This window comes from Rhodococcus sp. NPDC003322 (assembly GCF_053589555.1).
Map to the genome: position 1 here is coordinate 866,043 of NZ_JBSFSC010000001.1, position 19,620 is coordinate 885,662.

Annotated in this window: 17 protein-coding genes and 2 pseudogenes; 11 read left to right on the top strand and 8 right to left on the bottom strand. The window is 69.8% G+C overall.

What is annotated here, in order from left to right:
• Nucleotides 1-16: 16 nt before the first annotated feature.
• Nucleotides 17-400 (bottom strand): DUF4259 domain-containing protein, encoded by a 384-nt coding sequence (locus tag ACWDUM_RS03995; RefSeq protein ID WP_450132966.1) that lies wholly within the window; start codon nucleotides 398-400, stop codon nucleotides 17-19.
• Between the two features lie 133 nt (nucleotides 401-533).
• On the opposite strand from ACWDUM_RS03995, the gene ACWDUM_RS04000 reads away from it, so the two are divergent.
• From ACWDUM_RS04000 to ACWDUM_RS04015, 4 genes and pseudogenes are all read left to right on the top strand, one after another.
• Entirely contained in the window at nucleotides 534-2,027 is a 1,494-nt protein-coding gene (locus ACWDUM_RS04000) for a carboxyl transferase domain-containing protein (protein WP_450132967.1), read from the top strand.
• Complete coding sequence (locus ACWDUM_RS04005) at nucleotides 2,024-3,046, top strand: hypothetical protein (protein WP_450132968.1); 1,023 nt, start codon at nucleotides 2,024-2,026, stop codon at nucleotides 3,044-3,046. Before ACWDUM_RS04000 ends, ACWDUM_RS04005 begins: the two co-directional genes overlap by 4 nt.
• A gap of 119 nt (nucleotides 3,047-3,165) precedes the next feature.
• Nucleotides 3,166-3,279, top strand: a pseudogene (locus tag ACWDUM_RS04010) (type IV toxin-antitoxin system AbiEi family antitoxin domain-containing protein); the annotation flags it as partial.
• A gap of 144 nt (nucleotides 3,280-3,423) precedes the next feature.
• Nucleotides 3,424-4,005 (top strand): endonuclease domain-containing protein, encoded by a 582-nt coding sequence (locus tag ACWDUM_RS04015; RefSeq protein ID WP_450133322.1) that lies wholly within the window; start codon nucleotides 3,424-3,426, stop codon nucleotides 4,003-4,005.
• Nucleotides 4,006-4,064: 59 nt separating this feature from the next.
• Here the strand turns inward: ACWDUM_RS04015 and ACWDUM_RS04020 are convergent, their stop codons facing one another.
• Entirely contained in the window at nucleotides 4,065-4,739 is a 675-nt protein-coding gene (locus tag ACWDUM_RS04020) for a GOLPH3/VPS74 family protein (RefSeq protein ID WP_450115242.1), read from the bottom strand.
• A 215-nt stretch (nucleotides 4,740-4,954) separates the two neighbouring features.
• Between ACWDUM_RS04020 and ACWDUM_RS04025 the strand changes: the two genes are divergently transcribed.
• The 3 genes from ACWDUM_RS04025 (at nucleotide 4,955) to ACWDUM_RS04035 (ending at nucleotide 9,057) form a co-directional block, all read left to right on the top strand.
• Complete coding sequence (locus ACWDUM_RS04025; RefSeq protein ID WP_450132969.1) at nucleotides 4,955-6,862, top strand: propionyl-CoA synthetase; 1,908 nt, start codon at nucleotides 4,955-4,957, stop codon at nucleotides 6,860-6,862.
• Nucleotides 6,863-6,977: 115 nt separating this feature from the next.
• Complete coding sequence (locus ACWDUM_RS04030; RefSeq protein WP_450132970.1) at nucleotides 6,978-7,712, top strand: response regulator transcription factor; 735 nt, start codon at nucleotides 6,978-6,980, stop codon at nucleotides 7,710-7,712.
• A 25-nt stretch (nucleotides 7,713-7,737) separates the two neighbouring features.
• The gene (locus tag ACWDUM_RS04035) at nucleotides 7,738-9,057 is read left to right on the top strand and encodes a sensor histidine kinase (protein WP_450132971.1); all 1,320 of its coding nucleotides are present in this window, start codon (nucleotides 7,738-7,740) and stop codon (nucleotides 9,055-9,057) included.
• A gap of 98 nt (nucleotides 9,058-9,155) precedes the next feature.
• On the opposite strand, the gene ACWDUM_RS04040 is transcribed toward ACWDUM_RS04035, so the two are convergent.
• From ACWDUM_RS04040 to pdxH, 6 genes and pseudogenes are all read right to left on the bottom strand, one after another.
• Nucleotides 9,156-9,509: an FKBP-type peptidyl-prolyl cis-trans isomerase gene (locus ACWDUM_RS04040; protein WP_450115256.1), complete on the bottom strand. Its 354-nt coding sequence runs from the start codon at nucleotides 9,507-9,509 to the stop codon at nucleotides 9,156-9,158.
• Nucleotides 9,510-9,527: 18 nt separating this feature from the next.
• A pseudogene (locus tag ACWDUM_RS04045) lies at nucleotides 9,528-9,881 on the bottom strand (FKBP-type peptidyl-prolyl cis-trans isomerase); the annotation flags it as partial.
• Nucleotides 9,881-11,179: a citrate synthase gene (locus tag ACWDUM_RS04050; RefSeq protein WP_450115238.1), complete on the bottom strand. Its 1,299-nt coding sequence runs from the start codon at nucleotides 11,177-11,179 to the stop codon at nucleotides 9,881-9,883. The pseudogene ACWDUM_RS04045 and the gene ACWDUM_RS04050, both read right to left, overlap by 1 nt.
• 147 nt (nucleotides 11,180-11,326) lie before the next feature.
• Nucleotides 11,327-12,241 carry an aldose 1-epimerase family protein gene (locus tag ACWDUM_RS04055; protein ID WP_450115237.1) on the bottom strand — a complete coding sequence of 305 codons (915 nt, stop codon included), beginning with the start codon at nucleotides 12,239-12,241 and terminating at the stop codon, nucleotides 11,327-11,329.
• 57 nt (nucleotides 12,242-12,298) lie between these two features.
• Entirely contained in the window at nucleotides 12,299-13,582 is a 1,284-nt protein-coding gene (locus ACWDUM_RS04060) for an MFS transporter (RefSeq protein WP_450132972.1), read from the bottom strand.
• Nucleotides 13,579-14,280 (bottom strand): pyridoxamine 5'-phosphate oxidase, encoded by a 702-nt coding sequence (pdxH, locus tag ACWDUM_RS04065; protein WP_450132973.1) that lies wholly within the window; start codon nucleotides 14,278-14,280, stop codon nucleotides 13,579-13,581. The genes ACWDUM_RS04060 and pdxH overlap by 4 nt, the downstream gene beginning before the upstream one ends.
• Nucleotides 14,281-14,453: 173 nt before the next feature.
• Between pdxH and ACWDUM_RS04070 the strand changes: the two genes are divergently transcribed.
• The 4 genes from ACWDUM_RS04070 (at nucleotide 14,454) to ACWDUM_RS04085 (ending at nucleotide 19,558) form a co-directional block, all read left to right on the top strand.
• Entirely contained in the window at nucleotides 14,454-15,578 is a 1,125-nt protein-coding gene (locus tag ACWDUM_RS04070; protein WP_450132974.1) for a citrate synthase 2, read from the top strand.
• A gap of 70 nt (nucleotides 15,579-15,648) precedes the next feature.
• A complete protein-coding gene (serC, locus tag ACWDUM_RS04075; RefSeq protein WP_450132975.1) occupies nucleotides 15,649-16,764 on the top strand; it encodes a phosphoserine transaminase in 1,116 nt (371 codons plus the stop codon).
• A gap of 118 nt (nucleotides 16,765-16,882) precedes the next feature.
• Nucleotides 16,883-18,364, top strand: a complete 1,482-nt coding sequence (locus tag ACWDUM_RS04080; protein WP_450132976.1) for a flavin-containing monooxygenase — start codon at nucleotides 16,883-16,885, stop codon at nucleotides 18,362-18,364.
• Nucleotides 18,365-18,589: 225 nt separating this feature from the next.
• Nucleotides 18,590-19,558: a hypothetical protein gene (locus ACWDUM_RS04085; protein WP_450133323.1), complete on the top strand. Its 969-nt coding sequence runs from the start codon at nucleotides 18,590-18,592 to the stop codon at nucleotides 19,556-19,558.
• The last annotated feature ends 62 nt before the right edge of the window (nucleotides 19,559-19,620 follow it).

Genomic DNA, 19,620 nt, shown 5'->3' on the forward strand with positions numbered 1-19,620 from the left:
CGACTTCTCGAGGGCTTCAGCCCTGTTCGCGCTGCGCCGCGAGCGACACAGCTCGCTCGAAGGTGTCGACGAGCACCGCACGTCGGGCTTCCTTGTAGTCGGCATCCGGATCGAGATCGTCGATGTACCCGTCCCATGCACGCAGGTACCGGTCACGCCAATCGGCCACCACCGCCACCGCCGGAAAGGTCGCACCAACCCGTCCCGGCTCGACGATCCCGACCAGGATCTCGAGCCACGCCGGCACCATCTCCCCGCCCCACTCATCCGGTTCGAGAGCCGAATCGTCGGATCCGTCACCGAACTGCTCGGCAATGTCGGCGATGATCCCGTCCGTCAGCGCACTCAATCCGTCCGCAACGGTGTCACTCTCGAAATTCCCCGGACCCCAGACACCCACCGCAATCCTCCCCGTCCGTCGCAACCTTCTCGGGTGCCCCACCATAGGGGTGCCGCGAGTTCCCGGCCGCGACCCCCCTCGCGAACGAACCTGTACCCGCTGACGGCCGGGACCGTTGGCTAATGTCGAGCACATGCCCGCGCGACTGTCCGCCCACGACGTTCTCGACCTGGTCCTCGACGAGGACAGCTACCGCTCCTGGGACACCGCACCGCTCGAGGTGGACGCCGACGCCGGCTACCGTGCCGACCTCGAGGCCGCGCGGGCGAAGACCGGACTCGACGAGTCCGTGATCACCGGGGAGGGCACCGTCCGTGGTCGTCGGGTCGCGGTGATCGCCTGCGAGTTCGGCTTCCTCGCCGGCTCGATCGGCGTCGCGGCGGCCGAGCGCATCGTCACCGCCGTCGAACGCGCGACCGCGCAGCGGTTGCCGCTGCTTGCCTCCCCGACCTCGGGTGGCACCCGGATGCAGGAGGGGACCCTCGCGTTCGTGCAGATGGTGAAGATCGCCGCGGCGATCACCGTGCACAAGGCGGCGGGCCTGCCGTACCTGGTGTACCTGCGGAATCCGACGACCGGCGGCGTGTTCGCGTCGTGGGGCTCGCTCGGGCACGTCACCGTCGCGCAGCCGGGCGCCCTGGTCGGGTTCCTCGGTCCGCGCGTCTACCAGGCCCTGTACGGGGAGGCGTTTCCCGAGGGGGTGCAGACGTCGGAGAACCTGTACGCCAACGGCGTCATCGACGGCGTGGTCGAGCCGAGGGAGCTGCGGCACCTGGTCCCCCGCGCACTGCGGGTGATGACCGGCGAGACGGACGAGTTCGTCGACACGCGCCCAGAACCCGCCGCCATCCCGGACGTGCCCGCCTGGCAGTCGGTGATGCTGTCGCGGCGCGCCGACCGCCCCGGTATCCGGCAACTGTTGCGGTACGCCGCAACCGAGCAGGTGCCGCTGTCGGGCACCGGGCAGGGCGAGGCCGACAAGACGGTGCTGGTGTCGCTGGCACGGTTCCGGGGACAACCGTGCGTGCTGTTCGGACAGGACCGCAGCGGCCAGTCCCCCGAGACGACGATGGGTCCCGGCGCCCTGCGCGAGGCCCGGCGGGCGATGAAACTGGCCGGGGAACTTCGCATCCCGCTGGTGTCGGTGATCGACACCCTCGGAGCGTCGCTGTCGAAGGAGGCCGAGGAGCGGGGCCTCGCCCCCGAGATCGCCCGCTGCCTGGCGGATCTCGTCACCCTCGACACCCCGACGGTGTCGGTGCTGCTCGGTCAGGGCACGGGTGGTGGCGCACTGGCACTGCTGCCCGCGGACCGCGTGCTCGCCGCGCAGAACGGCTGGCTCGCGCCCCTGCCGCCGGAGGGCGCCAGCGCGATCGTGCACCGCGACACCACCCACGCGCCGCGAATGGCCGAGGCACAGGGAATCCGGTCCCGCGACCTGTTGCGCGACGGCGTTGTCGACGCGATCATTCCCGAACTGCCCGACGCCGCCGAGGAACCGATCGGCTTCTCCAAGCGCGTCGGCGAGGCCATCGCGCGCGAACTCGCCTCCCTCGCCGCCGTCCCCGCCGAGCGGCGGGCCGCCGCCCGCACCGCCCGCTACCGCAACCTCGGACTGCAGCGATGAGGGCCGACACCCGGGACCACGACTCGGCGGCGCTGGCCCGATTCGAACTGTTCCTGGTCGCGGCGGTGGCCACGGTCCTGGTCACCCGCGCCTACCTCGCCGCGACGGGCTACCCGCAGATCGGGGGCGGCGCACTGCACGTCGCGCACGTGCTGTGGGGTGGACTGCTGATGGCGATGGCCCTCGTCGCGCTCGGGATCTCCGAGGGCAGCCGGGTCCGACTGCTGTCGGCCCTCGTCGGCGGAATCGGCTTCGGCCTGTTCGTCGACGAGATCGGCAAGTTCGTCACCGCCGACGTCAACTACTTCTTCCAGCCCGCGATCGCGATGATCTACGTCGTGTTCGTGCTGTTCTATCTGATTGCCCGCGAGGCGATCACCCGGGCCGGACTGCCCGACGAGCGGCGGGTGGCGATCGGTGCGGGCGCGATCACCGATCTCGCTCTCGGGCAACTCGACGACGTCCGCCGCCGCGCCGTGATCGGGGTGCTCGACGGGGTCCGCGATCCGCGATTCGCCGATCTGGCGGCCACCCTCCGCGCGGCGCTGATCTCGGAGGCGGTCGCCGACAACAGCGCGGGTACGCGGATCGCCCGCGTGCGCGACACCATCACCCGGCGCACCGACCGGGTGCTCGGGCACCGCGTCGTGCGCCGGCTGGTGCTGGCGCTGTTCGTGATCCAGGCCGTGTTCGCCGTAGCGTCGGTGGCCGCCGCACTGTTCGCCGACAACGAGACCGCGGTCGACGATCTCTCCGACACCATGGTCCAACTGTCGAGCACGGTGTCCGGAGCCCTGGCCGTGCTCGGTGTGTGGTTCCTGTGGCGCGGCCCGTACCTGCGTGCACTGCGGCTGCTGTACGCCTCGATCGTCGTCAATCTCCTGGTGACGCAGGTCTTCCTGTTCGCCCAGGAACAGCTCGGTGCGCTCACCGGATTCGTGCTGTCCCTCGCGATGCTCGGCTGCCTCCGGCTCGCGATCCGCGCGGAGGAGGACGGGGCGGTGAAACAGCCGGCCTGAGAAAGTGTGGAACTACTCCCGCATTCCGGGAGGAATCCCACATCTTCCGTGTCGAACGGAACCCGCGGCCGTTCGGTGCGTCCAAACCGGGCATGACCCCGAATCGTGTGCACTCGACCATGGCCAAGCAGGACGGCGTGATCACACTGCGCCAAGCACTGCACGCCGGGATGAGCGACTCCGCCGTCAGCAGACGGGTCGCGTCGGGTGAATGGCGACGCCTGGATACCGGCATCTACCTTCGCGCCGATCGACCCCATAGCGCCGCGGTCCGACTCCGGGCGGCCGTATACGGCGCCGGGTCGGACTCCGTCGCATGCGGCCCGAGCGCAGCCTGGTGGCACGGACTGACCGAGAGACCGCCGGCTCGGTGCGACGTGACCGTTCCTCGATGTCGCACAGTCCGCTCCCGCAAGAACGTACGGATCCGCAGGCGTGACCTGGAGTGGGTCGACATCGGGCACCTGAAATCGTTGCGCTGCACCGAACTGCCCCTGACCGTCCTCGAAGCGGCGGTCGAATTGAGGTCGGGTTCAGTGATGATGGACCGCGCGCTGCAAAGGCACACGACCCTGCCGATCCTGCAGGCCGTGCACGAGCGGAACTCCGGTCGGCGCGGCACGGTGGCCGCCGCGAAACTACTCCACTCGGCGGGCGAGGGCGGTGCGTCGGAAGCCGAGCGGATGATCCACCGACTGCTGCGGCGGGCTGGGATCACCGGATGGAAACCGCACTTGACCAGTTGCGGCTACGAGATCGACGTCGCCTTCGTCCGCGCCCGGGTCGCAATAGAGGTGGACGGCTGGGCCTGGCACCGTGACGTCGAACGGTTCAACCACGATCTCGAGAGGCAGAACGTCCTGGTGAACGCAGGCTGGCACCTATTGCGGTTCAGCTGGCACCAGCTGCACCACGACCCGGACCGGGTCCTCAGGCAGATCGTCGCCGCGCTCGGATGAAAGTGCGGGATTCCTGCCGCATTCCGGGAGGAATCCCACACAACTCATCCGGAACCCGGCTAGCTGCCACCCGCCGCGACGGACGGCACGATCACCGCGGCGATGACGGCCGCGTTCACGGCCTCGACGGCCCGATGGACGGCGACGGCGGCCCAGTCACCGTTCGCGATCTCCTTGGCGCGCTTACGGATCGCCTTCTTTCCGGCGTCGGGGAACACCTTCGGCGCCGCGTCGACGGCGGACAGCAGCGAGACCAGCGCGGAGGTGCGTGGGTCGGGCGCGGCACCGTCGACGAGGACCGTCCACAGCCTGTCGCGGACCACCCGCTCGTGGGTGGCGTCCACGGACGGCCACGTCTTCGTCGGGAAGATGCCGAGCAGCCTGCCCTTGGACTCGTGCACCCAGCCGCGCTCGACGATCCGGCCGAGCACCGCCTCCTTCAGGCCGGTGCCGAGCTTCTCGATGGCCCGCTCCGGCTTCATCGGCTTCGATCCGCGCAGCTGCGCGACGGCGTGCGCGAGGATCGGGTCCAGCGGCGCCGTCCGATTGGTCAGTACCAGCCGCCCCTTCTTCACGTCCCCGTCCCCCGTCGCCGGTTCGACGATCCCGTCGATGGCGAGATCGAGCAGGACCGCTCCCGCGAGGACCCGGGGCAGCGTGGCCCCGTCCACGACGGGCTTGCCGGTGTCGTCGTCGAGCAGGAGCAGCAGCAGGTCCTCGGCGAGCAGCGTCATGGTTCCCACCGTACGGGCAGGAACCGGCGCAGACGCGCAACGCCCGACGGCGCCGTTCACCGACAATTCACCGCCGCCCGCCGCACCGTGTCGGCCCGACCCGCCGACCAGGCATGTGGGGGCGGGCAAATCCCCTAGGGTGTAGTGCGCATCACAGATGCTGTGCAATGCGCATCGCAGATGCGGGCACACGGGCAAGGAGAGGACACGAGTCGATGAGTGCAGTCGAGCACGCGAACGGCGCCTACGCCGAGGCATTCCGCGAGAGCATCGAGCAACCGGAGAGCTTCTGGCTCAAGGCTGCCGAGGCCATCGACTGGGTGACCGCTCCGACCAAGGCGCTCGACGACTCCACGGCGCCGATGTACCGGTGGTTCCCCGACGCCCGCCTCAACACCTGCTTCAACGCGCTGGACCGGCACGTCGCCGCCGGGCGCGGCGACCAGGCCGCGCTGATCTACGACTCCGCGATGATCGGCACCACCCGCACCTACACCTACGCGGAACTGCTCGACCAGGTGTCCCGGTTCGCGGGAGTCCTCGCCGCCCAGGGCATCTCCGCGGGCGACCGCGTCGTGGTCTACATGCCGATGATCCCGGAGGCCGCGATCGCGATGCTGGCGTGCGCCCGCATCGGTGCCGTGCACTCGGTCGTGTTCGGCGGGTTCGCCGCCGCCGAGCTCGCCGCCCGCATCGACGACGCCGAGCCGAAGGCCCTGATCACCGCGTCAGGCGGCCTCGAGCCGGGCCGAACCATCGAGTACCTGCCGATGGTGGAGCGGGCCCTCGGGCTGACCGGCAAGGCTCCCGCCACGATCATCGTCAAGGACCGCGAACAGATCCCCGGCAGCGCCGCCGACCACGACGGCTGGCTGGACTGGGACGCCGCGATCGCCGAGGGCGCCCCGGCCGACTGCGTCCCGGTCGCCGCCACCGACCCGCTGTACATCCTCTACACCTCGGGCACCACCGGAAAGCCCAAGGGCGTGGTCCGCGACAACGGCGGGCACGCGGTCGCGCTGGCCTGGTCGATGCGCAACATCTACGACATCGGCGCCGGTCAGGTGATGTGGACGGCCTCCGACGTCGGCTGGGTCGTCGGGCACTCCTACATCGTGTACGCACCGCTGCTGGTCGGCGCGACCACGATCGTCTACGAGGGCAAGCCGGTCGGCACCCCCGACGCCGGCGCGTTCTGGCGCGTCATCGAGCAGCACCGGGTCCGTGCGCTGTTCACCGCGCCGACCGCGATCCGCGCCATCCGCAAGGAGGACCCGGAGGCCACCGAGCTCGCCAAGTACGACATCTCCTCGCTGACCACACTGTTCGCGGCAGGCGAGCGGCTCGACCCCGACACCTATGAGTGGGCCGGCGCCAAGCTGGGTGTCCCGGTGATCGACCACTGGTGGCAGACCGAGACCGGCTGGGCGATCTGCGCGAACCTGCGCGGGCTCGAGCCGATGCCGATCAAGGCGGGCTCGCCGACGGTGTCGGTGCCCGGCTACCGGGTGCAGATCGTCGACGGTGAGGGCACCGAGGTCGCGCCGGGCACCGAGGGCAACATCGTGATCAAGCTGCCGTTGCCGCCGGGCACGCTGGCCGGGTTGTGGCGCGACGAGGAGCGCTACGTCAAGTCGTACCTGTCGACGTTCCAGGGCTACTACCTGACCGGCGACTCCGGCTACATCGACGCCGACGGCTACGTCTTCGTCCTCGGCCGCAGCGACGATGTGATCAACGTCGCCGGGCACCGGCTCTCCACCGGCGCGATGGAAGCGGTCGTCGCGCAGCACGTGGCGGTCGCCGAGTGCGCGGTGGTCGGCATCAAGGACGACCTCAAGGGTCAGCGGCCCAGCGGCTACGTGGTGCTCAAGGCAGGCGCCGACATCGACCACGAGGTGCTGCGCACCGAACTGGTGGCGATGGTCCGCGACCAGATCGGCGCGGTCGCCACGTTCCGCGACGTGACGGTTGTGCAGGCACTGCCGAAGACCCGCTCCGGCAAGATCCTGCGCAAGACGATGCGGCAGATCGCCGACCACGAGGACTACGCGGTCCCGTCGACCATCGAGGACCCCGCCGTCCTCGACGCGCTCGCGCGACTCCTCGGCCCGACCTCGTAGGTCGCCGGGCACGGCCACCGACCCGCACCCGGCGACCGGGACCGGGGCCGGTGGCCGTGGCGCTCGGCCCGTACACCACCGCCGGGGTCACGCGGACCGCCCGGACCCCCGCAACATGCACAATGGCGGGGTGACCGAGACCGCATCCGCCACCGTCCTGGTAGTCGACGACGACGAGGACGTGCTCTCCTCCCTTCGCCGTGGCCTGCGCCTGTCCGGGTTCACGATCCTGACGGCCGGCGACGGGGCGGAGGCGCTGTCCGTGGTCGCGGACCGCGCGCCCGACGCCGTGGTGCTGGACATGAACATGCCCGTCCTCGACGGGGCCAGCGTCGTCACGGCGCTGCGGGCGATGGGCAACGACATCCCCATCTGCGTGCTCAGTGCCCGCTCCTCGGTGGGCGACCGGGTGGCCGGACTCGAAGCGGGCGCGGACGACTACCTCGTCAAACCGTTCGTGCTCGCCGAACTCGTCGCCCGGATCAACGCGATGCTGCGCCGGCGCGCGGCACCGGTTCCGCCCGCCGGACCGACCGGGACGGCCCAGGGCAGCCTCACCGTCGGGTCGCTCGTCATGGACATGCCGGGGCGGCGCGCCGTCCTGGACGGCCACGAAATCGATCTCACCAAAAGGGAATTCGAGCTCCTGGCGGTCCTGGTCCGCAACCACGGCGTCGTCCTCACCCGCGAACGACTGCTGGAGCTGGTCTGGGGGTACGACTTCGTCGCCGACACCAACGTCGTCGACGTGTTCGTCGGATACCTGCGCCGCAAGCTCGAGGCACACGGGCACCCCCGCATCCTGCAGACCGTCCGCGGAGTCGGCTTCGTGCTCCGGGACCCCGCGTGAGGACGACGGCCGTGAGGGCGCCGCGGTGAGCAGGCGGCGCTCCTACTCGCTGCGGGCCCGCGTCGCCGCCGCGGCCGCGCTCGGCGCCACCGTCATCGTCGCGCTGCTCGGCATCTTCGTCTCGATCGCGATCTCGCGGAACAACATCGCCCAACTGGACCGTCGACTCGACACCGCGTCCAGCGTGCTGGTCGCCAACATCGCGACGGCCGCGTCGTTCCTGCCGTCCTTCGGCGACGGCGGCGCGTTCGCGATCACCATCCGCTCCACGGGCACCGGCGACGTCATCGCCAGTACCCCCACCCGGCTGCCCGCCGTGGGCGTCGGCGCCGAGACCGTTCGGGTCGACGGCACAGACTATCGCGTGTCGACCAACGAGATTCCCGGTACACCGATGCTGATGTCGCTCGCGGTGCCCGCCTCGGAGGCCCAGGACGTGACCACCGATCAGCGGAAGTGGGTCCTGATCGCCGGGGTGTTCGCGATCGCCGCGGCCCTCGGGCTCGGCTGGGTGTTCGGTGGTCGTGCGGTGCGCCCGATCGTGAAGCTGACCCAGCAGATCGGCAGTGACGCACCGCAACCCACGAAGGTCTCCGGCGTCCGGGAGGCCGAGGAACTGGCCCTCGCGATCGAGAAGATGCTCACCCGGATCGCCGAGGCGCAGGGCCAGACGGAGGCCGCACTCGAGACCGCCCGAGACTTCGCGGCCGCGTCCGCGCACGAGCTGCGCACCCCGCTGACCGCGATGCGCACCGACATCGAGGTGCTGTCCACCCTCGAACTCGACGAGACGCAGCGCCGCGAGATCCTCGCCGACCTCGCGCGCACCCAGGGCCGGGTGGAGTCCACGCTGTCCGCGCTCGAACGCCTCGCGTCCGGCGAACTGTCCAGCGACCGGGACCACGTGCCCACCGACCTCGCCGAACTGTGCGATGCCGCCGCGCACGACGCGGAGCGTCTGCACCCGGACCTGACGGTCCGCGTCGAAGCCGACCCGTCACTGGTGATCCGCGGCCTGCCCGCCGGGATGCGCCTGGCGGTGGACAACGCGACCGCGAACGCGGTCCGGCACGGCGGCGCCACCGAGGTGGTGCTTGCGGTGCACCGGCGGTGGGACGGCACGGTCCGGCTCACCGTCGACGACAACGGCCGCGGCATCCCGGCGACCGAGCGCGAGATCGTCTTCGAACGGTTCCGCCGCGGCTCCGGCGCCGCGACGGGCGGCTCGGGGCTGGGCCTGGCCCTGGTCGCCCAGCAGGCCCAATTGCACGGCGGCCGAGCATGGTTCGAGGACAGCAAACTCGGCGGAGTGCGGCTGGTGTTCGAATTCCCCAATCGCCCCTGAGCAGGCTGCGTGCTTCTCCTGTCGAGCCGCGCGTGGCAGGGCACAGGACGCGAAAGGCCCCGTACCGCTTGCGGTACGGGGCCTTTCGAGCGAGTGACCTAGTTGGTGCCGAGCAGGTCGATGATGAAGACCAGCGTCTTGCCACCGAGCGGGTGCCCGGAGCCGGCGGCGCCGTAGGCGAGCTCCGGCGGGACGGTCAGCTTGCGGCGACCGCCGACCTTCATGCCGGGGATGCCCTCCTGCCAGCCCGGGATCAGCCGGCCGAGCGGGAACTTCACCGAGTCGCCCCGCTGGAACGAGGAGTCGAACACGGCGTTCGTGTCGTACTCGACACCGTGGTAGTGCACGTCCACGACCCCGCCGCGCTGCGCCTCGGCGCCGTCACCGACGGTGATGTCCTCGATGACCAGCTCGGTCGGCGCCGGGCCGGTGGCCGGAGCCACCTCGGGCACCGGCGGCGGCACCACGACGTCGTGCAGGTCGATGACGAAGATCAGAGTCTTGCCGGACAGCTGGTGGCCGGAGCCGGCCGGGCCGTAGGCGAGCTCCGGCGGGATGACCAGCTTGCGGCGACCGCCGACCTTCATGCCGGGGATGCCCTCCTGCCAACCGGCGATCAGGCCGGCGAGCGGGAAGGTGATGGACTCGCCGCGCAGGAACGAGGAGTCGAACACCTCGCCACTGTCGAGCTCGACACCGTGGTAGTCGACCTCGACCTTGGCGCCGGGCGTAGCCTCGGCGCCGTCACCGACGGTGATGTCCTCGATGACCAGCTCGGTGGGCGCGGGGCCCTCCCAGGGCTCGATTTCGGGTGCGTTGCTCATCAGCGGTTCCCCAGATCGACGTAGTTGCGCTCGGTGTAGCCGGTGTAGATCTGCCGCGGGCGGCCGATCTTGGTGGCCGGATCCTCGTGCATCTCGCGCCAGTGCGCGATCCAGCCGGGCAGCCGGCCCATCGCGAACAGGACGGTGAACATGCGCGTCGGGAAGCCCATCGCGCGGTAGATCAGACCCGTGTAGAAGTCCACGTTCGGGTACAGCTTGCGCTCGATGAAGTACTCATCGGTGAGCGCGGTCTCCTCGAGGGCCTTCGCGATGTCGAGGAGTTCGTCGTCGCCGCCGAGCTTGGACAGGATGGTGTCCGCGGCCTTCTTGACCAGCGCGGCACGCGGGTCGTAGTTGCGGTAGACGCGGTGCCCGAAGCCCATGAGCTTCACGCCGTCTTCCTTGTTCTTGACCTTGCGGACGAACTCCTTGGTGTCGCCGCCGCTGGCCTTGATCTCGTCGAGCATCTCGAGCACGGCCTGGTTGGCACCACCGTGCAGCGGGCCCCACAGCGCGTTGATGCCCGCGGACACCGAGGTGAACAGGTTCGCGTCCGACGAGCCGACCATGCGCACCGTCGACGTCGAGCAGTTCTGCTCGTGGTCGGCGTGCAGGATCAGCAGCATGTCGAGGGCCTTGGCGATCTCCGGGTCCACCGCGTACGGCTCGGCGGGGAACCCGAAGGTCATCCGCAGGAAGTTCTCCACCAGCGACAGCGAGTTGTCCGGGTACAGGAACGGCTGGCCCACGGACTTCTTGTACGCGTACGCCGCGATCGTCGGGAGCTTCGCCAGCAGGCGCGTGGTGGACAGCTCCACCTGCTCCGGATCGTCGGGGTCCAGGGAGTCCTGGTAGTACGCCGACAGCGCGTTCACCGCGGACGAGAGCACCGGCATCGGGTGCGCGTTGCGCGGGAAGCCGTCGAAGAACCGCTTGAGGTCCTCGTGCAGCAGGGTGTGCCGCTGGATACGGGTGGTGAACGCCGCCAGCTCGTCGGTGGTCGGCAGCTCGCCGTAGATGAGCAGGTAGCTGACCTCGATGAAGGTCGAGCTCTCCGCCAGCTGCTCGATCGGGTACCCGCGGTAACGCAGGATGCCCTGGTCGCCGTCGATGTAGGTGATCGCCGACTTGGTGGAGGCGGTGTTGACGAATCCGGGATCGAGGGTGGTGTACCCCGTCGCGGAAAGGAGCTTGCCCAGCTCGATGCCGTCATTGCCTTCGGTTGCCTTGGCAATGGACATCGAGTGTGCGCCACCCGGGTAGCTGAGCGTGGGCGTGGTGTCATCGACAGCGGGCACGGAGGATCCCTCTCAAACTCGAGGCTTTGCGAGTTGCAATAGTCAGTCGCTTAGAGAACCTAGTCGCAGTTACCCGTGCCCGCCCAGGGTGGGTCACCGTTTCGCCCGGGTCAGGACGTAACGAAATGCCCTGACCTGGCGATTGGGTCACGCCGCGGCGATGCCCCAGCTGCCCGACCAGCGTTCGCCCGGCGCGAGCACAACCTGGTCGATCCCGGTGTTGAACGCGTCCGGCGGGCACGTCATCGGTTCGACGGCCAACGCCCGGCCGCGGTCCGGGTAGCCCTGACCGTTCGCGGGGTCGGCGATGAACACCTGCACCCAACCGAATGCCCGGTCCGTCCACAGCATCGCCCCGGACCCGTCCGGGGCACGCAGCTCGTGCCTGGCCCGGCCGTCGGGGTCGGGGACGATCGAGCTGAAGGGGGTGTCCAGCGAGACCCCCACGAGCGGGCGCGGCACGGTGAAGTCGTACTCGGTGTCGTACACCGACTGCGACGGTCCGCTCGGCAGCATCCGGTCGGGGTCGAGCGGAAGCCTGGTGCCCGCGGTCAGCCGCAGGGTGCACTCGTCGAGAGGGACGTCACCGGCCCGCAGGTACGCGTGCACCCCGAGACCGAACGGTGCGGGGGTGGCGCCGACGTTGGTCGCGGTGTGCGAGACGGTGAGCCCGTCCGCGCCGAGTTCGTGTACGACGGTCAGCTGCAACGGGTACGGCCAGCCCTTGTGCAGCCCGATCCGGATGCGCTGTTCGACCCGGTGCTCGGAGTGCTCGACGAGTTCCCAGTCGTCGCGGCGGACCAGGCCGTGGATCGCGTTGCCGCGGGACGGCTCGGTCAGCGCCAACTGGTGGTCGACGCCGTCGAACCAGAACTTGCCGTCGCGGATCCGGTTCGGCCACGGCGCGAGGACCAGCCCCGCGGACAGCGGTGGCCGTTCCTGCGCGGGCCAGGTCTCGGTCAGTGCCCGTCCCGCGTGGGTGAGCAGCCGCAGGCCCGCACCGCGGGCCACCACCTCCGCCTGGTAGTCGCCGAATCGGATCTCGTACACGGGCACACGCATGAGGCCAGTGTCCACGAATCGCACGACATCGCGACAACTTTCGGGCGGCGGGGTGTTTCACACGAGCTGGGCGCGCTCGACCCGGTACCGCAGGAAGGCCGGCAACAGCAGGCAGGCGACGACCACCCCGATCACGACCAGGACTCCACCGCCCGCGGCGGCGACCGCGGTCCCGAACGCGTACGCCGCCGCGCCGTGCAGCACGTCGCCGATCCGCGGACCGCCCGCGACGACGACGATGAACACGCCTTGCAGCCGGCCGCGCATGTCGTCGGGGGCGACCTGCTGGAGCATCGTCGAGCGGAACGCCGCGGAGATCATGTCGACGGCGCCGCCGAACGCGAGGAACGCCAGCGCGATCCACAGCAGCAGCGGACCGCCCTCCGGGTCCGCGAGACCGACCGCCACACCGAAACCGACCATCGCCAGGCCCCACGCCACGATGCAGGCGACGACCGCGCGGCCCTGGTACCGGACGCGGGGCAGCCAGCCGGAGAACACGCCGCCGACCACCGCACCCGCAGACATCGCCGCGAACAGCAGGCCGAGCGCCACACCCCCGGACGCCGGGTCGCCGAACGTCTCGTGCGCGATCTGCGGGAACAGGGCCCGCGGCATCCCGAACACCATCGCGATGATGTCGACGACGAACGACGCGAGCAACACCTTCTGGGTGGACAGGTAGGAGAACCCGTCGAGGACCGACCGCAGGCCCGCCCGGGTGGGACCGGTCGGGCGCAACGCAGGCAGCCGCGACACCGCCCACAGCGTCGCCAGCAGCGCGATCGAATCGATCAGGTACAGGCTCGGCAGGCCGACGGTCGGGATCAGCACCCCCGCGAGCAGCGGGCCTGCGATCGCCCCGAACTGCACGACCGTCATGTTCAGCGAGTTCGCCGCAGGCAGCTGCTCCCCCGGCAGCAGCCGCGGAATGATCGCCGCCCGGGTCGGCTGGTTCACCGCGAAGAACGCCTGCTGCAGCGAGAACAGCCCGAGCACCAGCCACACGTTGTTCGTGCCCGCCGCGGCCTGGAGCCAGAACAGCACCGACGTCGCGATCAGCCCGATCGTGGTGATCGTGATCAGCCGGCGCCGGTCCATCACGTCGGCCAGCGCGCCGCCCCACAACCCGAACACGACGAGCGGGACCAGGCCGAACACCCCGGTCAGCCCCACGTACGCGGAGCTGCGAGTGATCTCGTACACCTGCTGCGGCACCGCGACGACGCTGAGCTGGGCGCCGATCACCGTGACGATGCCGGACACCCACAGGCGCCGGTAGTGCGGTTCGCGCAGCGGTGTGACGTCGGCGAGCAGCCGACGCCGGGGTCCCCCGGTCACGGTTGCAGGCGCTCCGCGGTCCAGCCAGAGCCGGTACGGGTGACGAGCACCCGGTTGTGCATGCGGTTGGCGCGGCCCTGCCAGAACTCGACCGTCCGCGGCCGGAGCAGGAAGCCGCCCCAGTCCGGCAGTCGTGGGACCTCGTCCAGGTCGGCGAAACGTTCGGTGACCTCGACCAGGCGGGCGTCGAGCGCGGCGCGCGAGTCGATGGGGGTGGACTGTTCCGACGCCCACGCCCCGAGCTGGGAGCCGCGCGGGCGGGTCCGCCAGTACTCCGAAGTGACCTCGTCCGGTACCCGGCCCACCTCGCCGCGCACCGTGACCTGATGCGCGAATGCGGTCCAGGCGAACGTCGCCGACGCGTGCGGGAACCGGTCCAGCTGCCGAGCCTTGTTCGAGCCGTAGTTGGTGTAGAAGACCAGCCCGTCCTCGGACAGGCCCTTGCAGAGCACCGTGCGCGACGCGGGCCTGCCGTCGGCGTCGACGGTCGCCAGCACCATCGCGTTCGGCTCGGCGATGCCCGCAGCCGTCGCCTGGTCGATCCACCGTTGCAGCAGCGGCAGCCAGCCGTCGGCGACTGTCACGACATCCAGGTTCAATTCGTGGGCAGGCGAATTCACTTCCTGCGCCTGGTACGCGACCCGCATCGCGGCGAGATCGACGGGTTCCGCGGCGGGAGGTTCGGCATCGGACGACACAGCCGAACACGTTACTCCCGGGTATGCCCTGCTCATCGGCGACGCCGAACGGGATAGAGTTCTTCGGTGACCGCGGCGACACGTGCTGCACACCATGCATGCACACCCGCAGGACGGTGATGGCTCAGTGCGGCCCGGACCGGCGGCACTCGGACGAGGAGAATCCACGAGAAATGGCATCCAGCGCGGCAGTACCCGAGGATTTCGTCGCAGGACTCGAGGGCGTCGTCGCCTTCACCAGTGACATCGCCGAACCCGACAAGGACGGTGGCGCGCTGCGCTACCGCGGCGTCGACATCGAGGACCTCGTCGGCCAGGGCGTGACCTTCGGCGACGTGTGGGCACTGCTCGTCGACGGCGAGTTCGGCCAGGGCCTGCCGCCGGCCGAGCCGTTCCCGCTGCCCATCCACACCGGCGACGTCCGCGTCGACGTGCAGGCCGGCCTGGCGATGCTCGCGCCGATCTGGGGCTTCCAGCCGCTCCTCGACATCGACGACGAGACCGCCCGGGAGAACCTGGCCCGCGCCGCCGTCATGGCACTGTCCTACGTCGCGCAGTCCGCGCGCGGCATCTACCAGCCCGCGGTGCCGCAGCAGCGCATCGACGAGGCCAAGACCGTCACCGAGCGGTTCATGGTCCGCTGGAAGGGCGACCCGGATCCGGCGCACGTCGCCGCGATCGACGCCTACTGGGTCTCGGCCGCCGAGCACGGCATGAACGCCTCCACCTTCACCGCCCGCGTCATCGCGTCCACCGGCGCGGACGTGGCGGCCTCGCTGTCCGGCGCGGTCGGCGCGATGTCCGGCCCGCTGCACGGCGGCGCCCCGGCGCGCGTGCTGCCGATGATCGAGGAGACCGAGCGCAGCGGCGACGCCCGCGCGCTGGTCAAGGGCATCCTCGACCGCAAGGAGAAGCTGATGGGCTTCGGGCACCGCGTGTACCGCGCGGAGGACCCGCGGGCCCGGGTGCTGCGCAACACCGCCAAGCGTCTGAACGCGCCGCGCTTCGAGGTCGCGGCCGCGCTCGAGCAGGCCGCCCTCGCCGAGCTGCGCGAGCGTCGCCCGGACCGCGCGATCGAGACCAACGTCGAGTTCTGGGCGGCGGTGATCCTCGACTTCGCCGAGGTCCCGGCTGCGATGATGCCCGCGATGTTCACCTGTGGCCGCACCGCAGGCTGGTGCGCGCACATCCTCGAGCAGAAGCGTCTCGGCAAGCTGGTCCGCCCGGCCGCCATCTACACCGGCCCCGCGCCGCGCTCCCCCGAGTCCGTCGCCGGCTGGGACAAGATCGCCCGCTGAGCCGCAGGCCCGGCCGTCCCCGCCCACCTCGCACGTCTCGTCACTCCAACGCAGTAAGGACACATCGCTGATGAGCACCCCGATCATCCCCGCCGACCTCAAGCCCGTCGACGGCCGTTTCGGTTGCGGACCCTCCAAGGTCCGTCCCGAGCAGTTGCAGTCGCTGGTGGAGGTGGGCGCCTCCGTTTTCGGCACCAGCCACCGCCAGAAGCCGGTCAAGGACGTCGTGGCGCGTGTGCGTTCCGGCCTGCGCGATCTGTTCTCGCTGCCCGAGGGCTACGAGGTCGTGCTCGGCAACGGCGGCTCCACCGCATTCTGGGACGCCGCGGCGTTCGGCCTGATCCGTGAGCGGTCGCAGCACTTCACGTACGGCGAGTTCTCGTCGAAGTTCGCCTCCGTCGCCAAGGGCAACCCGTTCATCGGCGACCCGATCGTGGTCTCGGCCGATCCGGGCAGCGCACCGGAGATCGTCGCCGACTCCTCGGTGGACCTGATCGGGTGGGCGCACAACGAGACCTCGACCGGTGTCGCGGTCCCGGTGAGCCGTCCGGCCGGTTCGGAGAACGCGCTCATCGCGATCGACGCCACCTCGGGTGCGGGCGGCCTGCCCGTCACCATCACCGACGCGGACGTCTACTACTTCGCGCCGCAGAAGTGCTTCGCCGCCGACGGCGGCCTGTGGATCGCGCTGATGAGCCCGAAGGCGCTCGAGCGGGTCGCGGAGATCAAGGACTCGGGTCGCTGGACCCCCGACTTCCTGTCGCTGCCGATCGCGGTCGACAACTCCAGCAAGGACCAGACGTACAACACCCCGGCGCTGGCCACCCTGCTGATGTTCGCCAACCAGATCGAGTGGATGAACGGCAACGGCGGCCTGGAGTGGACCACCGCGCGCACCAAGGACTCGTCGTCGCGGCTGTACGAGTGGGCCGAGGCGTCCGAGTTCGCCACCCCGTTCGTGACGGATCCGGCGCTGCGCTCGCAGGTCGTCGGCACCATCGACTTCAAGGACGAGGTGGACGCCGCGGCGGTCGCGAAGATCCTGCGCGCCAACGGCATCGTCGACACCGAGCCGTACCGCAAGCTGGGCCGCAACCAGCTGCGCATCGGCATGTTCCCGGCGATCGACCCCGAGGACGTCAGCCAGCTGACCAAGAGCATCGACTGGGTTGTCGGCCAGCTCTGAGCCCCGATCGCCCTGTGAACAGCCCCCGGCCGCACGCCGGGGGCTGTTTTCGTTTCCACCCGCAGATGTGAGTGATACCGTGATTCACACACATTTTGGCATAGAATCGGAGAACGCCGTGAGCGCCAGAACCCCGGAATCCTTGCCCGAGGCTTCGCCCGAGGAGTCCGTCGACGTCCTGATCATCGGAGCGGGACTGTCCGGCATCGGCGCCGCCCACCACCTCCAGGACGCGTTCCCCGGCCGGCCGTACACGATCCTCGAGGCCCGCGACGCGATCGGCGGCACCTGGGACCTGTTCCGCTACCCCGGCATCCGCTCCGACTCCGACATGCAGACCCTCGGCTACCGGTTCCGGCCGTGGACCGACGAGAAGTCCATCGCGGACGGCCCCGCGATCCTCGAGTACGTCCGCGCGACCGCGGCAGAGGCCGGGATCGACAAGCGAATCCTGTTCGGGCACCGCATGGTTCGCGCCGACTGGTCGTCGGACGACGGACTGTGGACGGTGACGGCCGAGCACGGCGCCGAGACGGTGACGCTGACCGCCCGCTTCCTGTACGCCTGCACCGGGTACTACCGCTACGACGAGGGATTCACCCCGAAGTTCGAGGGCACCGAGCGCTTCCGCGGCGAGATCGTCCACCCGCAGCACTGGCCCGCCGATCTCGACCACACCGGCAAGAAGGTGGTGGTGATCGGCAGCGGCGCCACCGCCGTCACCCTGGTTCCGTCGATGGCCACCGACGCCGAGCACGTCACCATGCTGCAGCGCTCCCCCACCTACATCGCGTCGCTGCCTGCGCGGGACCCGATCGCCAACACGCTGCGCCGGGTGCTGGGCAACCGGCTCGCGTACCCGATCGCCCGCTGGAAGAATATCGGGTTCTCGACCGTCACCTACCAGCTCAGCCAACGCCTGCCCGGGGTGGTCAAGAAGGTGCTGCGCAGGGCGCAGGAGCGGCAGCTGCCCGCCGGCTACGACATCGACACCCACTTCACCCCGCGCTACAACCCGTGGGACCAGCGGATGTGCCTGGTGCCCGACGGCGACCTGTTCCGCGCCATCCGTCACGGCAGGGCGTCCATCGTCACCGACCGCATCGCGTCGTTCACCGAACGTGGCCTCGCGCTCGAGTCCGGCACCGAACTCGACGCCGACGTGATCGTCACCGCGACCGGGCTGAACCTGCTCATCTTCGGCGGCGCGGAGCTGTCGGTCGACGGTGAGCCGGTGTCGCTGCCGGACACGCTGGCCTACAAGGGCATGATGCTCAGCGGTGTCCCGAACTTCGTGTTCACGATCGGCTACACCAACGCCTCGTGGACGCTCAAGGCCGACCTCGTCGCCGAGTACTTCTGCCGGCTGCTCACGCGGATGGACGAGCGCGGCGAGACGGTATGCGTGCCCGTCAACAACGATTCGACGCTGACCACCCGCCCGCTGCTCGACTTCGAGGCCGGGTACGTGCAGCGCTCGGTCGACCAGTTCCCGCGGTCCGGGTCCCGCGCGCCGTGGCAGCTCGGGATGAGCTACGTCCACGACCTCGTCACCCTGCGCCACCGCACTCTCGACGACGGCGTGATGCGGTTCAGTTGATCGTGCGGGATTCCGGCCGGGATCCCACCGCACCGTCGCCACCCACCTCCCCCAGGCCCCACCGAATGTGGGATTCGGTCAGTTGGACTGATCGAATCCCACATTCGGTCAGATCGCCGGCCGCGGGCCTCCTCTTGTCCACAGGGCCGGTCGCGCATCCACAGGTCCGCCGAACCCCCTGGTCGGGACGGATCCTCCGACAGGAGCTGCATGCACCATGGCCGGATGAAACGAGGAACTTGGGCCTCGGACGTCGAGTACCTGTCGGCGCACAGCCGCAACGGTGTCATCCGCACCGCACGCTTGCTCGCCCTCGGGGTGGCTCCTGGAACCATCACCGGGCGATGCCGGCCGGGCGGCCTCTGGCAGCGCCTCCTCCCCGGAATAATTCTCCTGCACAACGGATTTCCGACGACACTCCAACGCAATACGGCAGCGCTCATGTACGGCGGCAACGACAGTGTGCTGACGGGACATGCCGCACTCACCGCCCACGGCTACCGGGGGTCGGCGTCGATGAGCGACATCCTGCTGCTGATACCCGCGGAGCGATACAAGCTGTCGAACGCATTCGTCAGAATCGAACGCACGTGGCGCCTGCCTGAACCCGTGACCAAGGGAACCCTCCGATGCGCCCCGATCACCCGAGCAGCGCTCGACGCCGCCCGCCGTTCGCGGGTCACGAACGACTGCCGGGCACTGCTGTCGGAGGTCGTCCAGCGCGGTGGAACGACGGTGGACGAATTGGCAATCGAACTCTCCGAAGGTTCCTGCCGTGGTACCGCGCTGCCGCGATCGGTGCTGCGAGAGCTGGGAGCAGGCGCACATTCCGTCGCCGAGATCGAGGCGCAGAAACTCTACGCCCGCAGCGGACTCCCGCCGATGGTTCACAATCGCCCGGTAGAAACCGCAACCTCAGAATTCATCGCCACCCCCGACGGATGGATCGACGACGTGGCGATGGCCTGGGAAATCGACTCGCTCAAACATCACTTCACACCCCGCGACCACGAGCGCACCCTCACCCGGCGCGCACGCATGCAGAGCCACGGCATCATCGTGCTCTCACACCTACCTCGGACCGTTCGCGAGAATCCGCACCTCGTGCTTCAAGAGCTCCGCGACCACTACGAGCTCGCCCGATCACGGCCCCGGCCCGATGTCCAACTACGTCCCGAAGTACGCACGGCCTGACCCCACCCCACCTACCCCACCCCACCTACCGAATGTGGGATTCGGTCAGTTGAACTGATCGA

Excerpts from the sequence above, each read along its gene's own strand:
- ACWDUM_RS04085 (WP_450133323.1), top strand. The coding sequence starts at position 18,590 with ATGAAACGAGGAACTTGGGCCTCGGACGTCGAGTACCTGTCGGCGCAC.
- ACWDUM_RS04070 (WP_450132974.1), top strand. The coding sequence starts at position 14,454 with ATGGCATCCAGCGCGGCAGTACCCGAGGATTTCGTCGCAGGACTCGAG.
- ACWDUM_RS04025 (WP_450132969.1), top strand. The coding sequence starts at position 4,955 with ATGAGTGCAGTCGAGCACGCGAACGGCGCCTACGCCGAGGCATTCCGC.
- serC (WP_450132975.1), top strand. The coding sequence starts at position 15,649 with ATGAGCACCCCGATCATCCCCGCCGACCTCAAGCCCGTCGACGGCCGT.
- ACWDUM_RS04000 (WP_450132967.1), top strand. The coding sequence starts at position 534 with ATGCCCGCGCGACTGTCCGCCCACGACGTTCTCGACCTGGTCCTCGAC.
- ACWDUM_RS04020 (WP_450115242.1), bottom strand. The coding sequence starts at position 4,739 with ATGACGCTGCTCGCCGAGGACCTGCTGCTGCTCCTGCTCGACGACGAC.
- ACWDUM_RS04005 (WP_450132968.1), top strand. The coding sequence starts at position 2,024 with ATGAGGGCCGACACCCGGGACCACGACTCGGCGGCGCTGGCCCGATTC.
- ACWDUM_RS04030 (WP_450132970.1), top strand. The coding sequence starts at position 6,978 with ATGCACAATGGCGGGGTGACCGAGACCGCATCCGCCACCGTCCTGGTA.
- ACWDUM_RS04055 (WP_450115237.1), bottom strand. The coding sequence starts at position 12,241 with ATGCGTGTGCCCGTGTACGAGATCCGATTCGGCGACTACCAGGCGGAG.